16 protein-coding genes are annotated in these 19,755 nt (G+C 43.9%); 10 read left to right on the forward strand and 6 right to left on the reverse strand.

Going from position 1 to position 19,755, the window contains the following annotated elements; all coding sequences use genetic code 11:
* Nucleotides 1–65: 65 nt before the first annotated feature.
* The 7 genes from QJS82_RS11010 (at nt 66) to QJS82_RS11040 (ending at nt 5,483) form a co-directional block, all read left to right on the forward strand.
* A complete protein-coding gene (locus tag QJS82_RS11010; protein ID WP_281490507.1) occupies nt 66–962 on the forward strand; it encodes a nicotinate-nicotinamide nucleotide adenylyltransferase in 897 nt (298 codons plus the stop codon).
* A 153-nt stretch (nt 963–1,115) separates the two neighbouring features.
* Entirely contained in the window at nt 1,116–1,529 is a 414-nt protein-coding gene (gene rsfS, locus QJS82_RS11015) for a ribosome silencing factor (protein ID WP_281490508.1), read from the forward strand.
* A gap of 245 nt (nt 1,530–1,774) precedes the next feature.
* A complete protein-coding gene (locus QJS82_RS11020) occupies nt 1,775–2,545 on the forward strand; it encodes an MOSC domain-containing protein (RefSeq protein WP_281490509.1) in 771 nt (256 codons plus the stop codon).
* Nucleotides 2,546–2,638: 93 nt separating this feature from the next.
* Entirely contained in the window at nt 2,639–3,523 is an 885-nt protein-coding gene (locus QJS82_RS11025) for an N-acetylmuramoyl-L-alanine amidase (RefSeq protein WP_281490510.1), read from the forward strand.
* A gap of 29 nt (nt 3,524–3,552) precedes the next feature.
* Nucleotides 3,553–3,744 (forward strand): hypothetical protein, encoded by a 192-nt coding sequence (locus QJS82_RS11030; RefSeq protein WP_281490511.1) that lies wholly within the window; start codon nt 3,553–3,555, stop codon nt 3,742–3,744.
* An 84-nt stretch (nt 3,745–3,828) separates the two neighbouring features.
* Nucleotides 3,829–4,383: a DinB family protein gene (locus QJS82_RS11035; RefSeq protein WP_281490512.1), complete on the forward strand. Its 555-nt coding sequence runs from the start codon at nt 3,829–3,831 to the stop codon at nt 4,381–4,383.
* A 350-nt stretch (nt 4,384–4,733) separates the two neighbouring features.
* Nucleotides 4,734–5,483 (forward strand): DUF3800 domain-containing protein, encoded by a 750-nt coding sequence (locus QJS82_RS11040; protein ID WP_281490513.1) that lies wholly within the window; start codon nt 4,734–4,736, stop codon nt 5,481–5,483.
* Nucleotides 5,484–5,725: 242 nt separating this feature from the next.
* On the opposite strand, the gene purL is transcribed toward QJS82_RS11040, so the two are convergent.
* Complete coding sequence (purL, locus tag QJS82_RS11045; RefSeq protein ID WP_281490514.1) at nt 5,726–9,736, reverse strand: phosphoribosylformylglycinamidine synthase; 4,011 nt, start codon at nt 9,734–9,736, stop codon at nt 5,726–5,728.
* A 527-nt stretch (nt 9,737–10,263) separates the two neighbouring features.
* On the opposite strand from purL, the gene QJS82_RS11050 reads away from it, so the two are divergent.
* Nucleotides 10,264–10,758 carry a pyridoxamine 5'-phosphate oxidase family protein gene (locus QJS82_RS11050; protein WP_281490515.1) on the forward strand — a complete coding sequence of 165 codons (495 nt, stop codon included), beginning with the start codon at nt 10,264–10,266 and terminating at the stop codon, nt 10,756–10,758.
* A 97-nt stretch (nt 10,759–10,855) separates the two neighbouring features.
* Here the strand turns inward: QJS82_RS11050 and pgsA are convergent, their stop codons facing one another.
* The 3 genes from pgsA to QJS82_RS11065 form a co-directional block, all read right to left on the reverse strand.
* On the reverse strand, nt 10,856–11,434 hold the full coding sequence (gene pgsA, locus QJS82_RS11055) for a CDP-diacylglycerol--glycerol-3-phosphate 3-phosphatidyltransferase (RefSeq protein WP_233449093.1): 579 nt from the start codon (nt 11,432–11,434) through the stop codon (nt 10,856–10,858).
* A 267-nt stretch (nt 11,435–11,701) separates the two neighbouring features.
* Nucleotides 11,702–12,352: an IS1595 family transposase gene (locus tag QJS82_RS11060; RefSeq protein ID WP_068325289.1), complete on the reverse strand. Its 651-nt coding sequence runs from the start codon at nt 12,350–12,352 to the stop codon at nt 11,702–11,704.
* Between the two features lie 453 nt (nt 12,353–12,805).
* On the reverse strand, nt 12,806–13,186 hold the full coding sequence (locus QJS82_RS11065) for an MgtC/SapB family protein (RefSeq protein WP_281490516.1): 381 nt from the start codon (nt 13,184–13,186) through the stop codon (nt 12,806–12,808).
* A 331-nt stretch (nt 13,187–13,517) separates the two neighbouring features.
* On the opposite strand from QJS82_RS11065, the gene QJS82_RS11070 reads away from it, so the two are divergent.
* Nucleotides 13,518–14,399, forward strand: a complete 882-nt coding sequence (locus QJS82_RS11070; RefSeq protein WP_281490017.1) for an IS982 family transposase — start codon at nt 13,518–13,520, stop codon at nt 14,397–14,399.
* On the opposite strand, the gene QJS82_RS11075 is transcribed toward QJS82_RS11070, so the two are convergent.
* Both QJS82_RS11075 and acs read right to left on the reverse strand, forming a co-directional pair.
* On the reverse strand, nt 14,386–15,504 hold the full coding sequence (locus QJS82_RS11075; RefSeq protein WP_281490517.1) for an NAD(P)/FAD-dependent oxidoreductase: 1,119 nt from the start codon (nt 15,502–15,504) through the stop codon (nt 14,386–14,388). The two genes, QJS82_RS11070 and QJS82_RS11075, sit on opposite strands and share 14 nt — an antisense overlap.
* 429 nt (nt 15,505–15,933) lie before the next feature.
* Nucleotides 15,934–17,895 carry an acetate--CoA ligase gene (gene acs / locus QJS82_RS11080; RefSeq protein ID WP_201564545.1) on the reverse strand — a complete coding sequence of 654 codons (1,962 nt, stop codon included), beginning with the start codon at nt 17,893–17,895 and terminating at the stop codon, nt 15,934–15,936.
* Nucleotides 17,896–18,443: 548 nt separating this feature from the next.
* On the opposite strand from acs, the gene QJS82_RS11085 reads away from it, so the two are divergent.
* Complete coding sequence (locus tag QJS82_RS11085; protein ID WP_281490518.1) at nt 18,444–19,745, forward strand: BaiN/RdsA family NAD(P)/FAD-dependent oxidoreductase; 1,302 nt, start codon at nt 18,444–18,446, stop codon at nt 19,743–19,745.
* Nucleotides 19,746–19,755 lie beyond the last annotated feature (10 nt).

The following is a 19,755-nucleotide window of genomic DNA, read 5'->3' on the forward strand; positions in this document are numbered from 1 at the left end:
CTATAGTCCATCTACAATAAATTAACCTTAATTACCTTCTTACTTACTTTTTCACTCACTTATTTATGCCAAATACTGTTAAGCATCTCCCTATAACCAATACTGCCCCAGCCATTCGCGCCTATTTGGGTGGCTCATTTGATCCTGTACATAATGGTCATCTACAACTGGCGATGTACGTTTATCAAAGTTTACTGCCGCTAGCTGAGCAGCAACAGCGCGAGCTACAGGTGTCATTACTGCCCAATGCGCGCTCACCCTTTAAAGAAGACAGCACCAATCCTGAGCACCGATTGGCGATGTTAAAGCTGGCAACGCAAGAGTCGCCGCTACAAATTAACGAGCTTGAGCTCTGGCAAGCGCCGCCCGTTTATACCATCGATAGCGTACAGACCTTACGCGCCCGCTACCCTAATGACAGTTTGATATTTATCATGGGGATGGACAGCGCGCGCAGTTTGGATAAATGGAAAAATGGTTTAGCGCTGACTGATTATGTCAATCTATGGGTGTTTAATCGTGAGGAAAACCCCGATTTTAATAAAAAACTCCTTGAGACTGATTGGCAAACTCCATTAAAATCGCAACTTCCTATGCCGCTGCAACCTTTAACCGTCGATTCAATCACTGAGTTATTAATACATAATATTCAACCTTTAACGGATAGCAGTGTGTTGAAAAATACTTACCAAGGTCGCATTTATATAGACCCGCGCCCTGTGGCAGCGATATCGAGCACGCAAGTAAGGCGGCAATTGCAGCAACAACTTTACCAACCACTGCCGCAAGCATCTCAATCGCTAAATATAAAACACGCTGCCGAAACGCAAATCGCATCTTTACAGCCAATAAATGCTATCATTAGCGATACTGCACCCAATTCATTCGCTAAATGGCTAAATCCTGCTGTTTATCAATATATTATTACCCATCAGCTATATTCTGCTGCCCAATTCCGTTAAAATCGCCTTATACTTTTAATTTTGCCCACTTTGTCCATTTTGTCTCAAAAAACGTCTGCCTATCTACCTATATGTTAAGGGGCACGTTAGAGAAGGCATTGTGACGATTTACCATTTTATTTTTAATATTGACGATTCAAGAGATTACAATTTATGACTAACACCATGACTGACGAACGCTTACAAGAGTGCTTAACCCTTGTCCAAAGCGCTCTAGACGATATGAAAGCAAAAAACATCACCGTAATGAATGTAGAAAGTTTGACTGACGTGATGGAGCGTATCGTCATCGCTGACGGTACCTCTAAGCGCCATGTACGCGCCATGGCTGACAGTGTCGGCGCTGAAGCCAAGCAAGCGGGTTTTATGCCACTTGGCCGTGAAGGCGGTATTGATTCTGACTGGACCTTGATCGATTTGGGCGCTGTTGTCGTGCATATGATGACGCCACAAGCCCGTGATTTCTATGACTTAGAAGGCCTATGGTCATCGCCTGAGCAATTGGCTGAACTGGTCGCTGTGCCACGTGAAAAGAAAACCGTTGGTCGCCGCAATAAAAACAAATAAGATTATCGATTGCGATAATTGTTCAACACTTAAAAAGCACAAGCAAAAAGACCAGATGAATACTCTGGTCTTTTTTTGTTTAAAAATTAGCACTCATAAATCTTAAGCTGCTGATAAACTTTAAAATGCTGTAACCGTATAATCAGCCGCCTGATTAAGCTAAGATAATATGCAGCATTAACATCATTAACATCATTAATGAGTTAGCCACTCGCCTAATAAATCCCTATCGATTAGGATATTCCATGAGCATAGAGCAAATAGCATCTTCTAGCCAAAAAAATAGCGCCGATTTCAATCAACCTTTACCGCTACATATCGCCAATCTAACCTGCGTCCGTGCTGGCAAAGCCATGCCATTCGCCCGTGAACAGATGAGCGCGATTGATAAAGCACCCATCAAAGCTCCTGTTGCGGTCAATTTTATGGGGCTTACCACCGATGAACAAGCCGACCGACGCCATCATGGCGGCCCGCTAAAAGCCGTACATCAACTAGCGGTGGCGACTTACGATAAGATTAACGCTGAGTTTGGTCTAAAGGTACGCGTTGGCACATTAGGTGAAAACCTAACGACCGAAGCGGTCACTGGTCTGCTAGAAATGACGGAAGCCACGGTTTGTATTGGTGACGTTTTTCAGTATGGTCAAGATGAAATCATTGATGGGAATGGTGGCGATAGTGTGCAATTACGCATCGTGCAACCGCGCCGCCCCTGCTACAAAATCAATGACCAAATCGGGCAGTTTAGTAAAGTGCCCAATATCGCCTCTTGGGTGACTAAGCAAGGTATCGCTGGCTGGTATTTTGAGGTCGTACGTGACGGTATGATTAGCGCTGATTTGCCGGTTTATCTCATCGAACGTCCCTATCCTTTTGCGACGCTGGAAAAGTTATGGCAATTGGCCAATTCAAAAGAGAAGTTTGACGCTGAGGTTATCGAGCCGTGGCTTGCGATTGAGTGTTTGGAGGACAGTTGGAAAACAGTTTTGGCGAAGAAAATGCGCAAGGATTAAAAAGCTGTAAAAACATCTCAATTTTATCTCTCTACTATCAATATCAAATAAAGGTAAGCATCATCGCCTACCCTTATTCATACAGAGCATTTCATGGCAAAAAATATCTTTTTAGCATTAGCATGTGCCTTAACGCTGCCCTTAATTGGCTGCGCTACGACTAATAACACCCAAATAGCGAATACTGAACCCTTCGTTATTGATAGCCAGACTTACCAAGCCACTGGTAAAAGCGAGCGTATTAAAACCATTATTCTGCATTATACGGTGAGCAATAATGCCCGCGCTATTAAGCTTTTGACCACCGGTAACGTCAGCGCCCACTATCTGATTTTAGATCGTGACGATAATAAAATTTATAACTTAGTGCCTGAAAGCGAACGCGCGTGGCATGCTGGCGCGGGCGGTTTTGCCGGTAGAACGATACTTAACGATACCTCTATCGGTATCGAGATTGTCAATGCAGGCATTAAGCCTGAATATCGAGACGCCTTAAAAAACGGCGCGCTCGACTATCATCCTTATGAGCACTATGTAGAATTTGATGAGTTACAGATTAAAAAAGTGGCGCAGCTGGTGCAATGCTTGGCAAAAAGATATAATATCCCAGCAAAGAATATCATCGGCCATGCCGATATGGCACCCTCGCGTAAGATTGACCCCGGGGCGAAATTCCCTTGGCAGCGACTCTATAAAGAGTACGGCATTGGCGCTTGGTATGATGAATTTGATAAGCAATACTTTATGAATCAAGACACGTTTGCAACGGCAACGATACCCGAGATTAAGCAAGCGTTTCGCGATTACGGTTATCAAATCAATAACACTGATGAATGGGATAAAGCCAGTCGCAATGTCGTGTATGCCTTTCAATTGCATTTCCGTCCGCAGCAGCCAACGGGCGAGCTGGATTTAGAAACTTATGCTATTTTAAAGGCACTCAATAAGAAGTATGCTGGTCGTGATGACTTTTATTAATCGATAAAAAATATTAGGAGACATAAGCCATGAGTAACTCACAATACAATGAGCAAAATGAGCAAGACGAGCTACAGAAATATCTAGAAGAAAAAGCCAAACAAGCACAAGAAAAAGAGCAGGAAGCCGAGCCGCTCTCTGCGTATGAGGCTTGTGTACTAAAAGAAAGTGCAAAGATTCATGAGTTGATTGCTGAGGCTCAGAAAGAAGGTAAAAAATAATTTTAGTATTAGCGACATAAAGTTCGGAATACTATCGCTATATAAAATGCCTGAAACCTGAAAAAAGCCTATGGCGCAAATACTATGATAAAACCTAACTTTGAAATCATGGCATCATACAATGCGCTAATGAATAAAAAAATATGTGACAGTATTTCGACCACTTCTGATAATGTTTTATGGGAGAACAAAAAGGCATTTTTTGGTTCTATACTGGGTACGCTAAATCATCTAATGGTTGGCGATTTGATTTGGCTCAATCGTTTAAACCAACATCCCAGTTATCCAACAGGATTTAAAGCTTTAGAGCCGTTAAAAGATTTCCCATTACCTACTAAGCTTACTCAGATTTTATATGATGATAAACACGGTTTTAGTAGAAATAGGCAAGCTCTAGATCAGATAATCATTCGATTCATTGAGGAATCAGACGAAAGCGATTATTCAATGAATTTGAGTTATCGAAACACTAATAACGATACCTTCAATAAGTCTTTTCCTATGTTGCTACAACATCTTTTTAATCATCAAACTCATCATCGCGGGCAAGTAACTACTTTACTTGCTCAGATAGGTATTGATGTAGGAGAGACAGACCTATTGATGTTGATTCCAAATGTAGATGATAAAAATTTGTAGGTTGGTGTCGAGGTACGAGACCCAACACATAATTTGTTTAAATTATTGACCCAAAATCGTTGGGTGTCGCAAGCTCAACCCAACCCATGTAATAGAAGAAAGACCCAAACAAGAGACAGAGCAGAAAGCCGAGCCGCGCTCTGCTTATGAAGCTTGTGTGCTAAGAGAAAGTTCTAAGATTCATGAGTTGATAGCTGAGGGTGGGTAGAAAGCCTTCAGAAGATGAGGATTAAGTCTTCATGACTGATTACGCTGTTGCTCACTCATCCTACTTTTGCTGCCTCCAAGTGTAAGCCATTAAGCACAACATGAGTTATAATATTTTATTTTATAATTAATTAGGTAAGTTAATGGATTTTAGTGATTACGTAGTTTACGTAGATGAAAGTGGCGATCCAAGACTGACCGGCTATAATCCACAATATCCTGTTTTTGTTCTAGCTTTCTGTATCTTTCACAAGAAACATTATACTAACACGGTAGTAAAGGATGTTCAGAATCTAAAATTCAGGTATTTTGGACATGATATGGTTATACTTCATGAAAGAGATATCCTTAAGAATACGGGGCAATTTAAAGATATAACGCGTGTACAACAGCAGTCTTTGCTCAATGATTTGACTGTTTTGATAGATAAAACCAAATTTATTGTTATAGCTTGTGTCATTCACAAAGATAAGTTAAGCAAGCGTTATACCAACCCTCAAAACCCATACCACCTTGGTATTCAATTCGGTTTAGAACGACTATATAATTTTTTAGAAGAGAAGAACCAGCTGGATAAGAAAACACATATTATTTTCGAACAACGTGGTTTAAATGAAGATAATGAGGTGAGAAGTGAATTTTTAGACTATTGTCAAGGTAACAACCACCATCGTAAGTGTTATCCTTTCGAGTTAATCATGGCATCAAAAAAAGTTAATTCTACTGGTCTACAATTTGCAGATTTAATTGCTCGTCCAATTGGAAATCATGTTCTGAAACCAACCCAAGGCAATAGAGCCTTTGAAGTTATTAAACATAAACTTTATTGTAAATATGGCAGAGAGTTCACTGGAACTGCCTATGAAGGGTTTGGACTAAAGGTTTTTCCATAAAATAAAAGACCCTAGCATTACACTAGAGCCTTTTACCGACTGGGAACTCCCGGTCCATATCAATATTATAGCTTGAAGGCGCTTTTAACACAAGTTAAGTAACCAAATTGCAGTATTAGTCCATATTATAAATATATCCAATATTTAATCTGAAAACACAAAAAAGGTGAGCTTTGCGCCCACCTTCTCATTTTAAAAAACAGCTGTCTAAAACAATACTTTAAAACAGCTTAACCTATATCCTAACGCAACCAAGCTCGGGCGTTACGGAACATACGCATCCACGCGCCATCCTCATCCCACGCTTCTGGCTTCCAGCTATGATTGTAGGCACGTAGCGTACGCTCAGGGTGCGGCATCATGATGGTGACGCGACCGTCGGTGCTACACAGACCCGTGACACCACCGAGCGAACCGTTTGGATTGAGCGGATAGGTCTCGGTTGGATGACCTTGGCTGTCGACAAAGCGCATGGCGAGCTGACCGTGTTTTGCCATACCGTCGATCTCGGTGTTGTCCAGCGTGGCATAGCCTTCACCATGCGCCACAGCGATTGGTAAGATACTGTCTTGCATACCTTTGAACAGGATAGACTTGGTACGCTCAACTTTGACGTTGACCGTACGCGCTTCAAAGCGGGCTGACTTATTGGCGATAAAGCGTGGGAAGTTTTCTGCGCCTGGGATAAGGTCTTTTAACTGCGCCATCATCTGACAACCGTTACAGACACCAAGTGAGAAGGTATCAGGACGGGCAAAGAAGCGCACGAACTGCATGCGCAACTCATCATGGAACAAGATAGAGTTTGCCCAGCCAGAGCCTGCGCCCAGTACATCACCATAGCTAAAGCCACCACAAGCGACTAAACCGTCGAAGTCGCGTAGATTGATGCGACCTTCAAGCAAGTCGCTCATGTGGACGTCGACCGCTTCAAAGCCAGCTTGGGTAAAGCCTGCTGCCATTTCGGTCTGACCGTTGACGCCTTGCTCGCGCAGGATTGCAACTCTTGGCTTAGTGTCACGGCTGTTTAAGTATGGCTCTTCGACCTTTTGATTGAGGTCAAAGTTTGGCGCAGCGATCAGACCTTTATGGTTAGTATCGGCAATCAAGTCATACTCTTGTTGCACGCAAGCTGGGTTGTCACGGCGACGGGCGATTTGATAGCTGACCTGACTCCATTCTTGTTGCAGCTCAGAACGCTTAAAGCGTAGGGTGTCGTCACCCATGAGCGTTGGTGTTTGGATGATTAAGCTGTCTTCTTCTGAGCTTTGACCGACGAGGCTCAGCATATCACTGACGTTAAATTCTTCTGCTAATTGCATTAAAGCGGCAACGTTTTCTGGTAAAACTTGAATCACCGCGCCTAGCTCTTCACTGAACAGCTGACCGAGCAAGTTATCATCAGTCAATGACAGCTTGACACCTTGGCGGCTGGTGAATTGCATCTCTGCGATGGTCGCAAGCAAACCACCATCACCGATATCGTGATAAGCACTGATGACGCCTTGCGCGTTACCCGCTTGGATAAAGTTAAAGAAGTCGACCAAGTCACTTGGCTGCGCTAAATCTGGGCAGTCGTTACCTAATTGGCTAAGCGTTTGCGCAAGGATTGAACCGCCTAGGCGTAGCTTGCCTTTAGATAAGTCAATACGGTAGAACGCGCTGTCACCGTTAATAAGTTCAGGCGTTAAAGTTTTTGCCACATCAACGACAGGTGCAAAAGCAGTAATCACCAAGCTCATTGGTGAAACGACTGATTTATTTGTGCTGCCGTCTTCGTTGCTATCTGTCCAGTTGGCGCGCATCGATAGCGAGTCTTTACCAACTGGGATAGCGATACCCAATGCTGGACATAGTTCTTCACCAACCGTATAGACAGCGTCAAATAATGCGGCATCTTCTACGTCTTCGCCACATGCTGCCATCCAGTTTGCCGACATGGTAATGTCAGATAGCTGAGTAATACGCGCGCCTGCGATATTGGTAATCGCCTCACCAACCGCCAATCGTGCAGAGGCTTTTGGATTGATAAGCGCGACAGGCGTACGTTCACCGACACTCATCGCCTCGCCTGTCATCACTTGACCGTCTAGCGCAATCAAGCCTGAAGCCGTCACGGCGCAATCTGCTACTGGCACTTGATAGCGACCTACATACTGATCACGCACGACCATACCCGTGATAGAGCGGTCACCAATGCTAATCAAAAATGATTTACTAGCAACGGTTGGATGACGTAGCACGTCTTTGATTGATTCGGCTAGATTGACGTCGCTAAGCTCTAATGCTGGTAATGTGTTCTTTTGACGCTCAAAACTGCGCTGCATCTGCGGCGTACCGCCAAGCAATACTTGCATCGGCATATCGACTGGCTGCTCAGGCAGTAATTCATCATTAACGACAAGCTGACGTACTTCAGTGGCTTCGCCTAAGATGGCATACGGACAACGCTCACGCGCACAGATGGCATCAAATTGATCTTTACTCTCTGGGCGAATCGCCAATACATAACGCTCTTGCGCTTCGTTTGACCAGATAGCCATCGGTGACATGCCCGCTTCTAACGATGGAATTTTCCGTAGATTGAGCACCGCGCCCATTTCATGGTCATTGACCAATTCTGGCATGGCATTTGATAGACCACCGGCACCGACATCATGTAGCGAAACGATTGGGTTGCCATCTTTGCTGTTATTGCTTGCGTCGATATCGTTACCCGCTAAGGCCCAGCAGCGATCGATAACTTCTTGGCAGCGACGCTCCATCTCAGCGTTATCACGCTGTACAGAAGCAAAGTCCAAGCCTTCATCGAGTGAACCACTATCGACCGAAGAAGCCGCACCGCCACCAAGACCGATTTGCATCGCAGGGCCACCAAGGACGATAAGCAGGTCACCTTGCTGAATGGCATTTTTTTCAATCAGGTTGCGTTTGATATTGCCGTAACCACCTGCCAGCATGATTGGCTTATGATAGCCGCGCATTTGGCTGCCATCTTTTGCCGCTGAGGTGTCCAATTGGAAGCTACGGAAATAACCGCATAAGTTTGGACGACCAAACTCATTTGAGAAATTGGCTGAGCCTAATGGCGCTTCGGTCATAATTTCAAGACTGGTCGCCATACGATCTGGCGTACCATAATCCTGCGTACTTAGTTGACCTGACTGCTCCCATTTTTCCGCAAGCTCTGGGATATGAAGATGTGACACATGAAAGCCCGTTAAACCGGCTTTTGGTTTACCGCCACGACCGGTTGCGCCTTCATCACGAATCTCACCGCCCGCGCCCGTTGCTGCACCGGCATAAGGAGCAATCGCCGTTGGATGGTTGTGGGTTTCGACCTTCATTAAGATGTCGATTTCTTCTTGATGGAAATCGTAAGGATGCGCTGAATTGGCATCCATTGCATCAGTAGGGACTGGGTAAAAACGTAAACCTTCAGAACCTGCCATTACTGCAGCATTGTCTTTATAGGCAGATAAGATACCTTGAGGATTGGCTTTATAAGTATTCTTAATCATTTGGAACAGTGACTTTGGCTGTACCGCGCCATCAACGGTCCATTCGGCATTGAAAATCTTATGACGGCAATGCTCTGAGTTTGCTTGGGCAAACATCATGAGCTCAACGTCAGTTGGATTACGCTTTAGCTCATTGACATACGCATTCATCAAATAGTCAATATCTTCGCTCGATAGCGCAAAGCCAAATTCTGTATTGGCTGCTTCAAGCGCCGACTGACCTTGTCCAATCACATCGATATGATTGAGCGATGCCGGCTTTTCATCGTCAAACAATTTATTCACGTCATTTAAATCATAGACCAAGCTCTGGGTCATGCGGTCAAACAATAATTGCTCAGCGGCTTTAGGTAGCGTTGCACCCACTTCGCCGTCTGCTTTTCCATCAATAGTTAGCGTATAAACAATGACGCGCTCAACACGGTTAATCTCAATATCACAGTTATTAAAAATATCGGTCGCTTTACTCGCCCACGGCGATATGGTGCCAAAACGCGGGCCTACGATGACTTGTAATTGGTTGTTTTGTGGAGCGGAAAGTTGGGTGTCTGCCTTAACCCCAAATAGGTCCAGCGCTTTTTTCTGCTCATCACCTTCAAGCTTGCGTGATAGCACATAAACTTGCTGAGTATTGATGTGGCTGACATTTAGCTCGGTTTTTTGCTGAAACTGACTGATGAGTTGCTGCGTCTGAAAATCGGTAAGAAACGGTTGTCCGGCGATGGTCATCATAAAGGCATAATCCGTAAGATCAAGGCATCTCTGCCATGCAAAGTAAATGGTCTGCGTATTATAACAAGAAGCCCCGTAATAAGCAGGTCAAAACCGAGATAAATTGCTGAAAAGCTCAGTGAGTAAGTCAGTTACTAAGCTATAAACCGTTATAAAATAGCGCTTAGCAGATAACTGTTCTGAGTTAGGTTTTAGCAGCCTTTTCAGTCATGCCTATTAAGCCGCAAATCTTATAAATAATTTTTCTCAACAGAAAGCCTTAATGAATGAAGTCTGGCGTCACAATTTTTACCCAATGCTTATAGTCCTTACAAACACTCACATCGCATTACTGGCAGCCTATATAAATCTCCTACGGGTAATCGTTATCCTAGATGGCAGTTGCTGGCGAGTTAAGCGCTTATCTATTTGCTTATTTAGCTAAAGCTTGACCGTTTAAACTGAATCTCTAATAAGATAAAAATTTAATCAATAACAATAATCCATTAACGTAAAATCAATCACTATAATGAAAAAGGATAATCACCATGAGTAACCAAGAGCATATCGCTAAAATTCAAGACGTTATTAAAGACGTGAAGTTCGCCATGATGAGTACCACCAATAAAAAAGGCGATATTCATGCTTGGCCGATGACCACCAATGAGGCCAATCTTGATAAGAAAGAAATTTGGTTTATCGGCGATAAATCCTCAGACGTCGTCAAAGACATTCAAGATGATGCAAGAATCGGTCTGACTTATGCCACCCAAGATGAAAAGAACTTCGTTTCTATTAGTGCTAACGCTGAATTGCCGACAGACAAAGCTAAATTAGATGAGCTTTGGTCGCCGGTTTACAATGCTTTCTTTGAGCATGGTAAAGAAGATGAAAACGTACAATTGATTAAAGTCGTGCCTCATGGTGCAGAATGCTGGCTTAGCGGCAGCACTGTGGTGAATATGTTTAAGATGGCAGCCGCAGCGGTACAAGATGGCAAAACTGCTGAAGATATGGGTGAAACCTTTTCAGTTTCTTTATAAACTATCGCTAAAATATGGGACGTCCAAAATCCCCATAAAAAAACGCCAGTCACATTATGCGACTGGCGTTTTTTAGTAAGCTTATTTTTAATCTATATTAACCACTTTGTTTTAAATAAGGCCACGCAGCTTTTAGATAAATGAGCATCGACCATAAGGTTAAAATCACCGCGGCAACCATTAATACATAACCTATCATCTCAAGCGATTGCCAGTTTAATAATAAAACGGTGATGGCTATCATCTGAAAAGTGGTTTTGAGTTTACCGACATAAGAGACTGCCACGCTGGTGCTTTTACCGAGCTCAGCCATCCATTCACGTAGCGCCGATACGGCGATCTCACGCGAGATAATCACAATAGCGGCAATCGCCATAATGATATTCGGATGCCACTGCACTAAAATAATCAAGGCAGCTGCGACCATTAATTTATCGGCAACAGGGTCCAAAAAGCGCCCAAAGGCCGATACGACATTGAGCTTACGAGCAAAATAACCATCAAGCCAATCGGTAATTGCCGCAATAATAAAGACACCGGTCAGCAATAAATGGCGCAGTAAACTGTCGCTAAACTCACTCATGCCGACCCGAGCGATGACGTTATCTGAAATCGCGGGCATCCCAATACCTAGGGCGGGTGGCCAATAGGCAATCGCTACAAATAGCGGAATCATTAAAATACGCGCAATCGTTAGATTATTGGGCAGATTAAAAATACTTTTGTCATTTTGCGCCGGTAGCGGTTTTTGTTCTGGCGTGTGCAGCTGTGTACTCTCGGTCATGGCAAACCCAGTTGATAGTGAACGATAAGAATGTGGTTAGCTTAGCACTTTTACGGCATGGCGTCATGCCATCTCTATAGGTTGGTTTTAGCTTTGGTGCGTTACCCTTTATTTTGACCAATAAACGCTTATAAATAGAGATGGGGCTGTCCTAGATAACTAGTTCAGTTCCTTTTTAACCCATTGTTTTAGCTGACGTAATTGACGTTTCGGATCACTGTAGTTAAAACGCCACTCACATTCCTTTAAAAACAGATGGAAATGCTCTTTTGGGATGCCATTATATTTACGCATATGACGCTTTGCTTGACTCCAAAAGTTCTCTATTCCGTTAATATGATTACTGTCTTGTACAAACTCTTTTGAATGGTTAATGCGGTAATGGGTAAACTCACTGACATCAAGTGCGTTGTAACTTCTAAAGGAGTCTGTGTAAACGATACTATCAGGCTTTACTTTCTCTCTTATAATAGGGATTAAGGTATCAGCTCTGGCATTAGGGATGATACAAGCATAGACGCTACCATTGCGCTTAAGCAGTCCAAAAACAGGAACTTTGTTACCAGCACCGCGACCACGTTTGCCTTTGCGTCTGCCGCCAAAGTAGCTCTCATCAACTTCTATTTCGCCTTCTAGAAGGCCTGGCTCCTGACTATTTTCATAAATCAATAGTCTTAGCCTGTGAAAGTAATAGCTGGCTGTTGTTTTATTAACACCCACTAAGCTTGCTGCTGTTCTTGCGGTAGAACCGGCAACAAATAGTTCGATAAGCTTAGTTTGTTTGTACCAACTTAATCTACTCTTTCTCATATGACTATCCTAGATTATTTTACTTATCTAGGACAGCCCCATAGAGATTTATAAGTGCCTTATTATTTTACTACTTCTTGACAATATAGGCAGGTATAACGCCCTCAAAACGTAATGACATGTAAGCAAACTAGGTAAATCAGCCATTTTCGGTTATTATGGTCAAATAAATACAGTTGTACACTGATAATTGTAAGCAGATGTAAGAAATTCTTGAAATATCGGATTCTGACATCATCTTTATATTAACAATAATAAATCTTGCTCAATTTATTTGTGACTCGTTTACATCAAAATCGTTAATAGCAAAAGTAACTCGGTCGCATGATAAGTTTTCCTCAGCCCACGACACCTCCTTCGTGGGCTCTTTTTTTGTCTGCGCTTTAGTATTAATCAATCTTATTATTCCTATAGCCTAATATTACTATCTTGACTGTTAAATACTATCAAGCATTAAAGCTTATGTTTGGATTTAAATGGCTCTGAGAACTGCAAAATTAAAAAGCCCACAAAAGATAAAATAATGGCAATCTCATAGCGACCGTAGGCGACCGAGATACCTATAGCGCCCGTATTCCAAAGACTGGCTGCCGTCGCCGTGCCTTTTGAGCCTTCTTCGTTTTTAAAAATCGCCCCACCGCCGATAAAGCCCATACCGGTGATAATGGCGTACATGATTCTCGCCTCCCCAGCTGAATCATAAATATCCATACCTACGAGCATAAAAGCACAGGAAGCAATCGTTACGAGCGGAAAGGTTCTAAGCCCTGCGCCGTTGTCTTTCATCTCACGGTTTAAGGCAATCGGTAAGGAGAGAATAAACGCTATACCCAATTGAAAAAAAATGATATTGCATCAGCTCTATATCGATATCAAATCCAAACATGGCGTCCTACCTCCTTTTATTTAGTTCGCCCAGATGACTTAATCCGCACTAATTAATGAGCATCCTTGCCACTGTTTGTGTTGCCATCTGATAGCAGCTCTCGATATTGCCCTGCCCGCACCAGTCGCCGCTGACAATCCACTGCTGCTCGTTATCAACCAATATGCCTACTGCTTCTTTATTAGCATCTACCCCACTCTCAACTTCGAAAGTAATTGAAAAAAGAAGAGCACCTCACTAATCTATTGTTTTCGACCAAGAATACAATGGAGTTGTGAGATGCCCATAGACGAATTTATCATCAATATCTATTTAATGGTAGAGCAATATTACAAAATAGTCGTCACCAAACCCTTGCGAAGTGCAGGTTACGCGCCAAAGCTAAGTGATCCTGAGGTTATTTGCATGGAGATGGTCGGTGAATTTTTACACCTTGATCAAGACAAACAAATTTGGCAATACTTTACCCAGCATTGGCAAGCCTGGTTTCCAGCCATCGGCTCATATCCTAACTTCGCAAAGCATTGCGCTAATCTGTGGCAAGTCAAACAGCAGATACAAGATAAAGTCAGTCAAATTGAAGGCCGTGACAACATTCATTTTATGGATGGCTTTCCGATACCCGTCTGTCATTATGGACGCGCTTATCGGCATAAGAATTATCAAGACTTAGCAGCTTTTAGCTACTGTGCCGCTAAGCAAGAGAGGTACTATGGCTTTGAAGGCCATTTGCTTGTTAACTTATCGGGCATGATTAAAGGCTTTACCTTTGCTCCTGCCAATGTTGATGAAAGAGCGGTTGCCCCAGAAATCACCACTCATATTCATGGGCTACTTGGCGCTGATAAAGGGTATATCAGCCCTAGTCTGACATCGTACTACGACGCTCAAGGCGTGGATTTACAAACGCCACTCAGAGCCAACATGAAAGAGGATAGACCCAAACCTGTGGTAAGGCGGCTAATGAAAGCCCGCCGTATCGTTGAAACAGTCATTGGTCAGCTATCAGAACGATTTAATATACAAAGGGTACGAGCAAGAGATTTATGGCATTTGTCTCATCGATTGATTCGTAAGATTCTTTCACACAATCTGTGCTTTGTACTCAACAAAAAACTTGGTAATCCGCCTCTTCAGTTTGATTTGCTTATTTCAAGTTGAGAGTGGGGTTAGCATCTGTATTATTAGAGTCTGTATTAGAAACCTTGACGGTCGCAGCATAACGCCAGCGATGACAGTCAATTTGGCTCGGTGTACTGTCTGCATTCCAATCTAAAGCTTGCTTGGCGGCTGCTAATAACTGCGCTTTTATCGTATCGATATCGGCATCAACGTGCTGCTCTGACCAATCATTGCGCGCATGAATAGTAATACTGGGTAATAGCTCATCATGGGCAAGCTTTTGTTGCTCGATAAAGATTCTATCAAGTATAGAATCCTGCACATACGCCACATCCCATACCATTTCCTGATACTTTAATAATTCAGGCAATGGCTGCTTATCATCCCAGCCAAGCATCAAGGTATAGCAGGCTTGCATTTGTGGCTCAGTGATTTTTGCTAATTCAGAAAAACCACTATTTGCCATCAGCTCTACAGCTTGAGCATTTGGTGCGGTACAAATGACCCAATCAAAACTGCCAAGACTGTTGCCGTCTTTATCAAACAGTTCGGTTTTCTGACTGGTTTTTTTGCTGACTTTATTATCCAGTGCTTGGTTACGTTGAACCAAAGGTGCCACGCGGGTTTTAAATGTTATGGTCGTATGCTGTAATTCATCGGCTAATGCTCGCCCCCAACTGGTCATTTTTGGTGTACTGATATAGCGCGCCTGAACCCTACTCCATTGCTCTTTAGCTTGAATATCAGCTGTCTGATTATTCGCATCTATTGGCGTTAAGCTCACTACTTGCGCGCACCAAGGCTGTAGCAAACCTGTCTGTAACCAAGGCTTAATAAACTGCTGAAAGCTTGCACTCTTGGCGGTAAAAAACTGCGCACCAAATGCCCATTGCCAGTTTTTACCAGTATGGCTATCGGTGCGATAACGAGTCGCTAAACGACCGACGCTGCGCGATTTTTCGAAAATAGTAATTTCTGGTATTAAGGCTTTGTCATTAACTTGCTGGTCATTCATTTGCTGGTCATTCATTTGGCTAAAAGCTCGCTCTAATAAGGTTGCGGTAAATAAGCCCGTTAAGCCGCCACCAATAATGGCAATTTTCGGCGATGATGTCTGAGCAAGCTGCAAAGAAGTGTCGGGCATAATGACAGTAAACCTTATAAAGTAGGGAGCAAAATATAGTAGATTCAATGTAAAAAAACACCGTGCTGCTGGGATGGATTTTTCGAAGCCTCTGGAGTGCGAAGCGCACAGCAAGCGAAGAAAATTTATACCAGCAGAAGATTGTTTTGAACGTGGCTCTTTTATCTTAAACTGACTATAGAAACCATAGAAGCTGAAGCGATTAAAACAGCATAGCTATATTAAATATATTGAACCTTTACAGCCGGTCAATATCAATAACGTCTACGTAAAAGAGCCATGCTATTTTTGCTAACATGGCTCTTTATTGTTTTACTTACACTTATAAAAACTTATTTATAAGCCTAAGTATTGGCTATTGGCGCTAAAAAATCACTTTTGACTATTTTATTTATCGATAGCTATTAGATACCTATCTAATAGCTACTATCAGTCTCCGCGTTCAGCTTTCACCACATCAACTAGCTCATTGATAACGGCGCTATCAGCAAGGGTCGATAAATCACCCAGTCCAACATATTGCCCTGCTGCAAGATTACGCAGAATACGGCGCATGATTTTCCCAGAGCGCGTCTTGGGTAGCACATTGACCATATAGATAGCATCTAAATTGGCAATCGGACCAATCTCCATACGTACATGGCGATTCAGCTCTGATTTTAGGGATTCGGTGGCAGTTTCACCCGATTTTAGGATAATAAAGGCGCAAATACCCATACCGCGAATGTCGTGCGGCATACCAACGATAGCCGCCTCAGCGGTCGCCGGATGCGCAACTACCGCGCTCTCAATCTCTGCGGTGCCCAATCGATGTCCTGAGACATTGAGCACGTCATCTACCCGTCCGGTAATCCAATAATGCCCGTCTTCGTCTCGCTGCGCGCCATCACCCGTAAAGTAGTAGCCCGGATATTCTGTAAAATAGGTCTTTAAAAAGCGCTCATGATCATTATAAATGGTACGCATCTGCCCCGGCCAGCCGCCGCTAATTGCAAGGTTGCCTTCGGCAGAGCCTTCGAGTATCTCGCCATCACCGTCAACGACGACGGGTACAATACCGTACAAGGGATTCATCGCCGCGCCCGGTTTCATATCTACCGTGCCCGGTATCGGCGCCAGTAAAATACCGCCGGTTTCCGTCTGCCACCACGTATCGACAATCGGACATTTACCGCCGCCGACGACATGATAGTACCAATCCCACGCTTCAGGATTAATCGGCTCACCAACGGTGCCGAGCAAGCGCAAACTTGAACGATTCGACTCACGGACAAAGGTATCACCTTCTTTCATCATGGCGCGAATCGCCGTCGGTGCCGTGTACAAAACTGTGACTTGGTGTTTATCAATAATATGACCGATACGCGCCCACGTTGGATATTCTGGTACGCCTTCAAACATAACGGTCGTCGTACCATTGGCAAGCGGCGCGTAAGTAGCATAGGTATGACCCGTCACCCAGCCGACATCCGCCGTACACCAGTAGACATCGTCTTCTTTAATATCAAACACATCACGGAAGGTAGAAAGCGCATAAGTGATATAACCACCGGTGGTATGCAACACGCCTTTGGGCTTGCCGGTTGAGCCTGAGGTATATAACAAAAACAGCGGATCTTCAGCATTCATCACTTCAGGTTCGCAATGCTTTGACTCACCATCGACCAAACTGTGATACCAAACATCGCGGCGACCACTCATTGGTACAGAATTACCCGTACGATGCACGACAATGACGTTGGTCACACTATCGGTGCCATCCATATCTAAAGCGCGGTCGACACTGGCTTTGAGCGGCGTGCGCTTATTACCACGGATACCTTCGTCAGCGGTGATGACCAATTTAGATTGGCTATCGATAATACGGTTGCCCAAACTCTCAGCAGAAAAGCCGCCGAACACCACCGAATGCACCGCCCCAATACGGGTACACGCCAGCATTGCCACCATTGCTTCTGGTATCATAGGCATATATAAGGTGACGCGATCGCCCTTTTTCACCCCAAGTTTGCGCATGGCATTACCTAGGCGACAAACCGCTTCATGCAGCTCTTTAAATGAGATGATTTTATGCAGTGACGGATGGTCACCTTCCCAAATAATCGCCGGTTTATAGGGATTATTTTTAACATGGCGGTCAAGGCAGTTGACTGAGATATTAAGCTCACCATCTTCATACCATTTGATATGAAAATCTTCTAAGTCATAATTAACATTGCTAATTTTGGTGGGTTTTTTTATCCAATCAATCAGCTCGGCGCGCTTCGCCCAAAAGGCATCATTTGCCTCAGGTGACGCAATGGATTGTTGGTATTCTTTAGTGTATTGTTCGGCGGTGGTATTGGCAGCGGCGACAAATTCAGCCGTGAGAGGAAATGATTTCTGAGTCATCGTAGTCATCCTTTTCTAATTATTATGACCTGTAGCGGCTTTCATGAAGCGACTGACGTCGAACGCCAGTCGCCAAACAACAATCGTTGCTACAGGTGATAAGCGTCATCTTCCATAATGTGACACCTAAGGATAGTTTGACAAATAAGCGCGAGGGTTGCAAGACATCAACCGTGAATCACAACAATTCCGCTGCACAGCTGTATACTTGATAAGGCCACGCTTATTTCGTCTTTTGCTTAATTATTCAATAATATTCTCCATACCTGGCTATTTAGAATCTTTGGCAGTTTTCGGTGGATAGAGAATCTCTCATCGCCTTATTTAATCCTTGTAAGCTGAAAGAAAACATGGACAATGGCTACCTTAAAGATCGGCTTCAAAATAGCGGCAAGCTATAGTCAATAACCTGCTATTTTTTTCCTCAAAACCTACTATTTATTTTATTACTAATTTTATTGTTAATGTTATAGCTACTTTTATTACTGCCTTTATAGCTACCTTTTATTTTAACCTTTATAACCTCTCGCTTTTTGGAACATATCGTCATGGAAAATACCCGCAATGCACCATCACACAATCACTATGATGTCATCGTCATCGGCGCTGGTGCGTCAGGGTTATATTGTGCGCTCACCGCTGGTCGCCGTGGTCGCCGCGTCTTGGTGCTCGACCATGCCAACAAAGCCGGTAAAAAAATCCTCATGTCAGGTGGCGGGCGCTGCAACTTTACCAATTACTTCGTCGAGCCTGAGCATTTTATCGGTAGCAATGCGCATTTTTGTAAATCCGCGCTGAGCCGTTATCCGAGTTGGGAATTCATCGGCATGGTTGAGCAGCATAAAATCCCTTACCATGAGCGCGAGCACGGGCAGCTATTTTGTGATGATTCGGCGCAAGATATTTTAACCATGCTTCTTGATGAATGCGCCGCCGTGGGTGTGCAAGTCAGACTCAATACCCACATCGAACAAGTAAAAACTTGTGAGAATAATGAAAAAACCCGCTTTGAATTAATTACCAGTAAAAGCCTGAGTAAAAAAGAAAAACAAGAGAGGAAAGATACTGGCAATCAAAGCAAGCTGCCGCAAACCAGCTATCGCTGCGAGTCGGTCGTGGTAGCGACGGGCGGCTTATCGATTCCGACACTCGGCGCGAGCGGATTTGGTTACGAGCTTGCGCAGCAGTTTGGACATACGCTGGTAGCAACCGATGCCAGCCTTGTACCTTTTACCTTTACCGATAAAACCGGTGAGCTGATTCGTACGCTTGCCGGTATCAGTCTGCCGGTGATTGCTAGTAATGAGCGCATCTCCTTTAAGCTGCCGCTGCTCTTTACCCATCGCGGTCTGTCTGGTCCGGCTATGCTACAACTGTCCAATTATTGGCATCTTGGCGAAACCATCACCATCAATTTGCTGCCTGATATAGATATGACGGCGCTTTTTCTTGCCCATAAAAAATCACACCCACGCCAGCTTATCCGGACGGTTTTGGGAGACAATACCGACAATGCTTTGCCGAAAAAACTGCTGGCAGCGCTACAAACGCATTTGTGGGACGATATCAAAGATACCGAGCTTGCCAATATTAAAGATGAGCGCCTGATAGAGCTTGGGACAACGCTGAACGGCTGGCAGCTAAAACCATCTGGCACCGAAGGCTATCGAACCGCTGAAGTCACGCGCGGCGGCATCACAACCGATGAAGTCTCGTCAAAGACCATGCAAAGCAAACATCAAGACGGACTATATTTTATCGGCGAAGTGCTCGATGTCACCGGTTGGCTTGGTGGCTATAACTTTCAATGGGCATGGGCCAGCGGTTTTGTTTGCGGCGAAGTGGTTTGATATTAAGGCA

Origin of the sequence: Psychrobacter maritimus (assembly GCF_029953575.1) — a bacterium.
GTDB lineage: Bacteria > Pseudomonadota > Gammaproteobacteria > Pseudomonadales > Moraxellaceae > Psychrobacter > Psychrobacter maritimus.

Bases quoted from the DNA above. Each gene is read 5' to 3' on its own strand.
- QJS82_RS11060 (WP_068325289.1), bottom strand. From the start codon at position 12,352: ATGAGAAAGAGTAGATTAAGTTGGTACAAACAAACTAAGCTTATCGAA.
- QJS82_RS11070 (WP_281490017.1), top strand. From the start codon at position 13,518: ATGCCCATAGACGAATTTATCATCAATATCTATTTAATGGTAGAGCAA.
- QJS82_RS11020 (WP_281490509.1), top strand. From the start codon at position 1,775: ATGAGCATAGAGCAAATAGCATCTTCTAGCCAAAAAAATAGCGCCGAT.
- QJS82_RS11030 (WP_281490511.1), top strand. From the start codon at position 3,553: ATGAGTAACTCACAATACAATGAGCAAAATGAGCAAGACGAGCTACAG.
- QJS82_RS11050 (WP_281490515.1), top strand. From the start codon at position 10,264: ATGAGTAACCAAGAGCATATCGCTAAAATTCAAGACGTTATTAAAGAC.
- QJS82_RS11040 (WP_281490513.1), top strand. From the start codon at position 4,734: ATGGATTTTAGTGATTACGTAGTTTACGTAGATGAAAGTGGCGATCCA.
- QJS82_RS11075 (WP_281490517.1), bottom strand. From the start codon at position 15,504: ATGCCCGACACTTCTTTGCAGCTTGCTCAGACATCATCGCCGAAAATT.
- QJS82_RS11035 (WP_281490512.1), top strand. From the start codon at position 3,829: ATGATAAAACCTAACTTTGAAATCATGGCATCATACAATGCGCTAATG.
- purL (WP_281490514.1), bottom strand. From the start codon at position 9,736: ATGATGACCATCGCCGGACAACCGTTTCTTACCGATTTTCAGACGCAG.
- QJS82_RS11085 (WP_281490518.1), top strand. From the start codon at position 18,444: ATGGAAAATACCCGCAATGCACCATCACACAATCACTATGATGTCATC.
- pgsA (WP_233449093.1), bottom strand. From the start codon at position 11,434: ATGATTCCGCTATTTGTAGCGATTGCCTATTGGCCACCCGCCCTAGGT.
- acs (WP_201564545.1), bottom strand. From the start codon at position 17,895: ATGACTCAGAAATCATTTCCTCTCACGGCTGAATTTGTCGCCGCTGCC.
- QJS82_RS11010 (WP_281490507.1), top strand. From the start codon at position 66: ATGCCAAATACTGTTAAGCATCTCCCTATAACCAATACTGCCCCAGCC.
- QJS82_RS11025 (WP_281490510.1), top strand. From the start codon at position 2,639: ATGGCAAAAAATATCTTTTTAGCATTAGCATGTGCCTTAACGCTGCCC.
- rsfS (WP_281490508.1), top strand. From the start codon at position 1,116: ATGACTAACACCATGACTGACGAACGCTTACAAGAGTGCTTAACCCTT.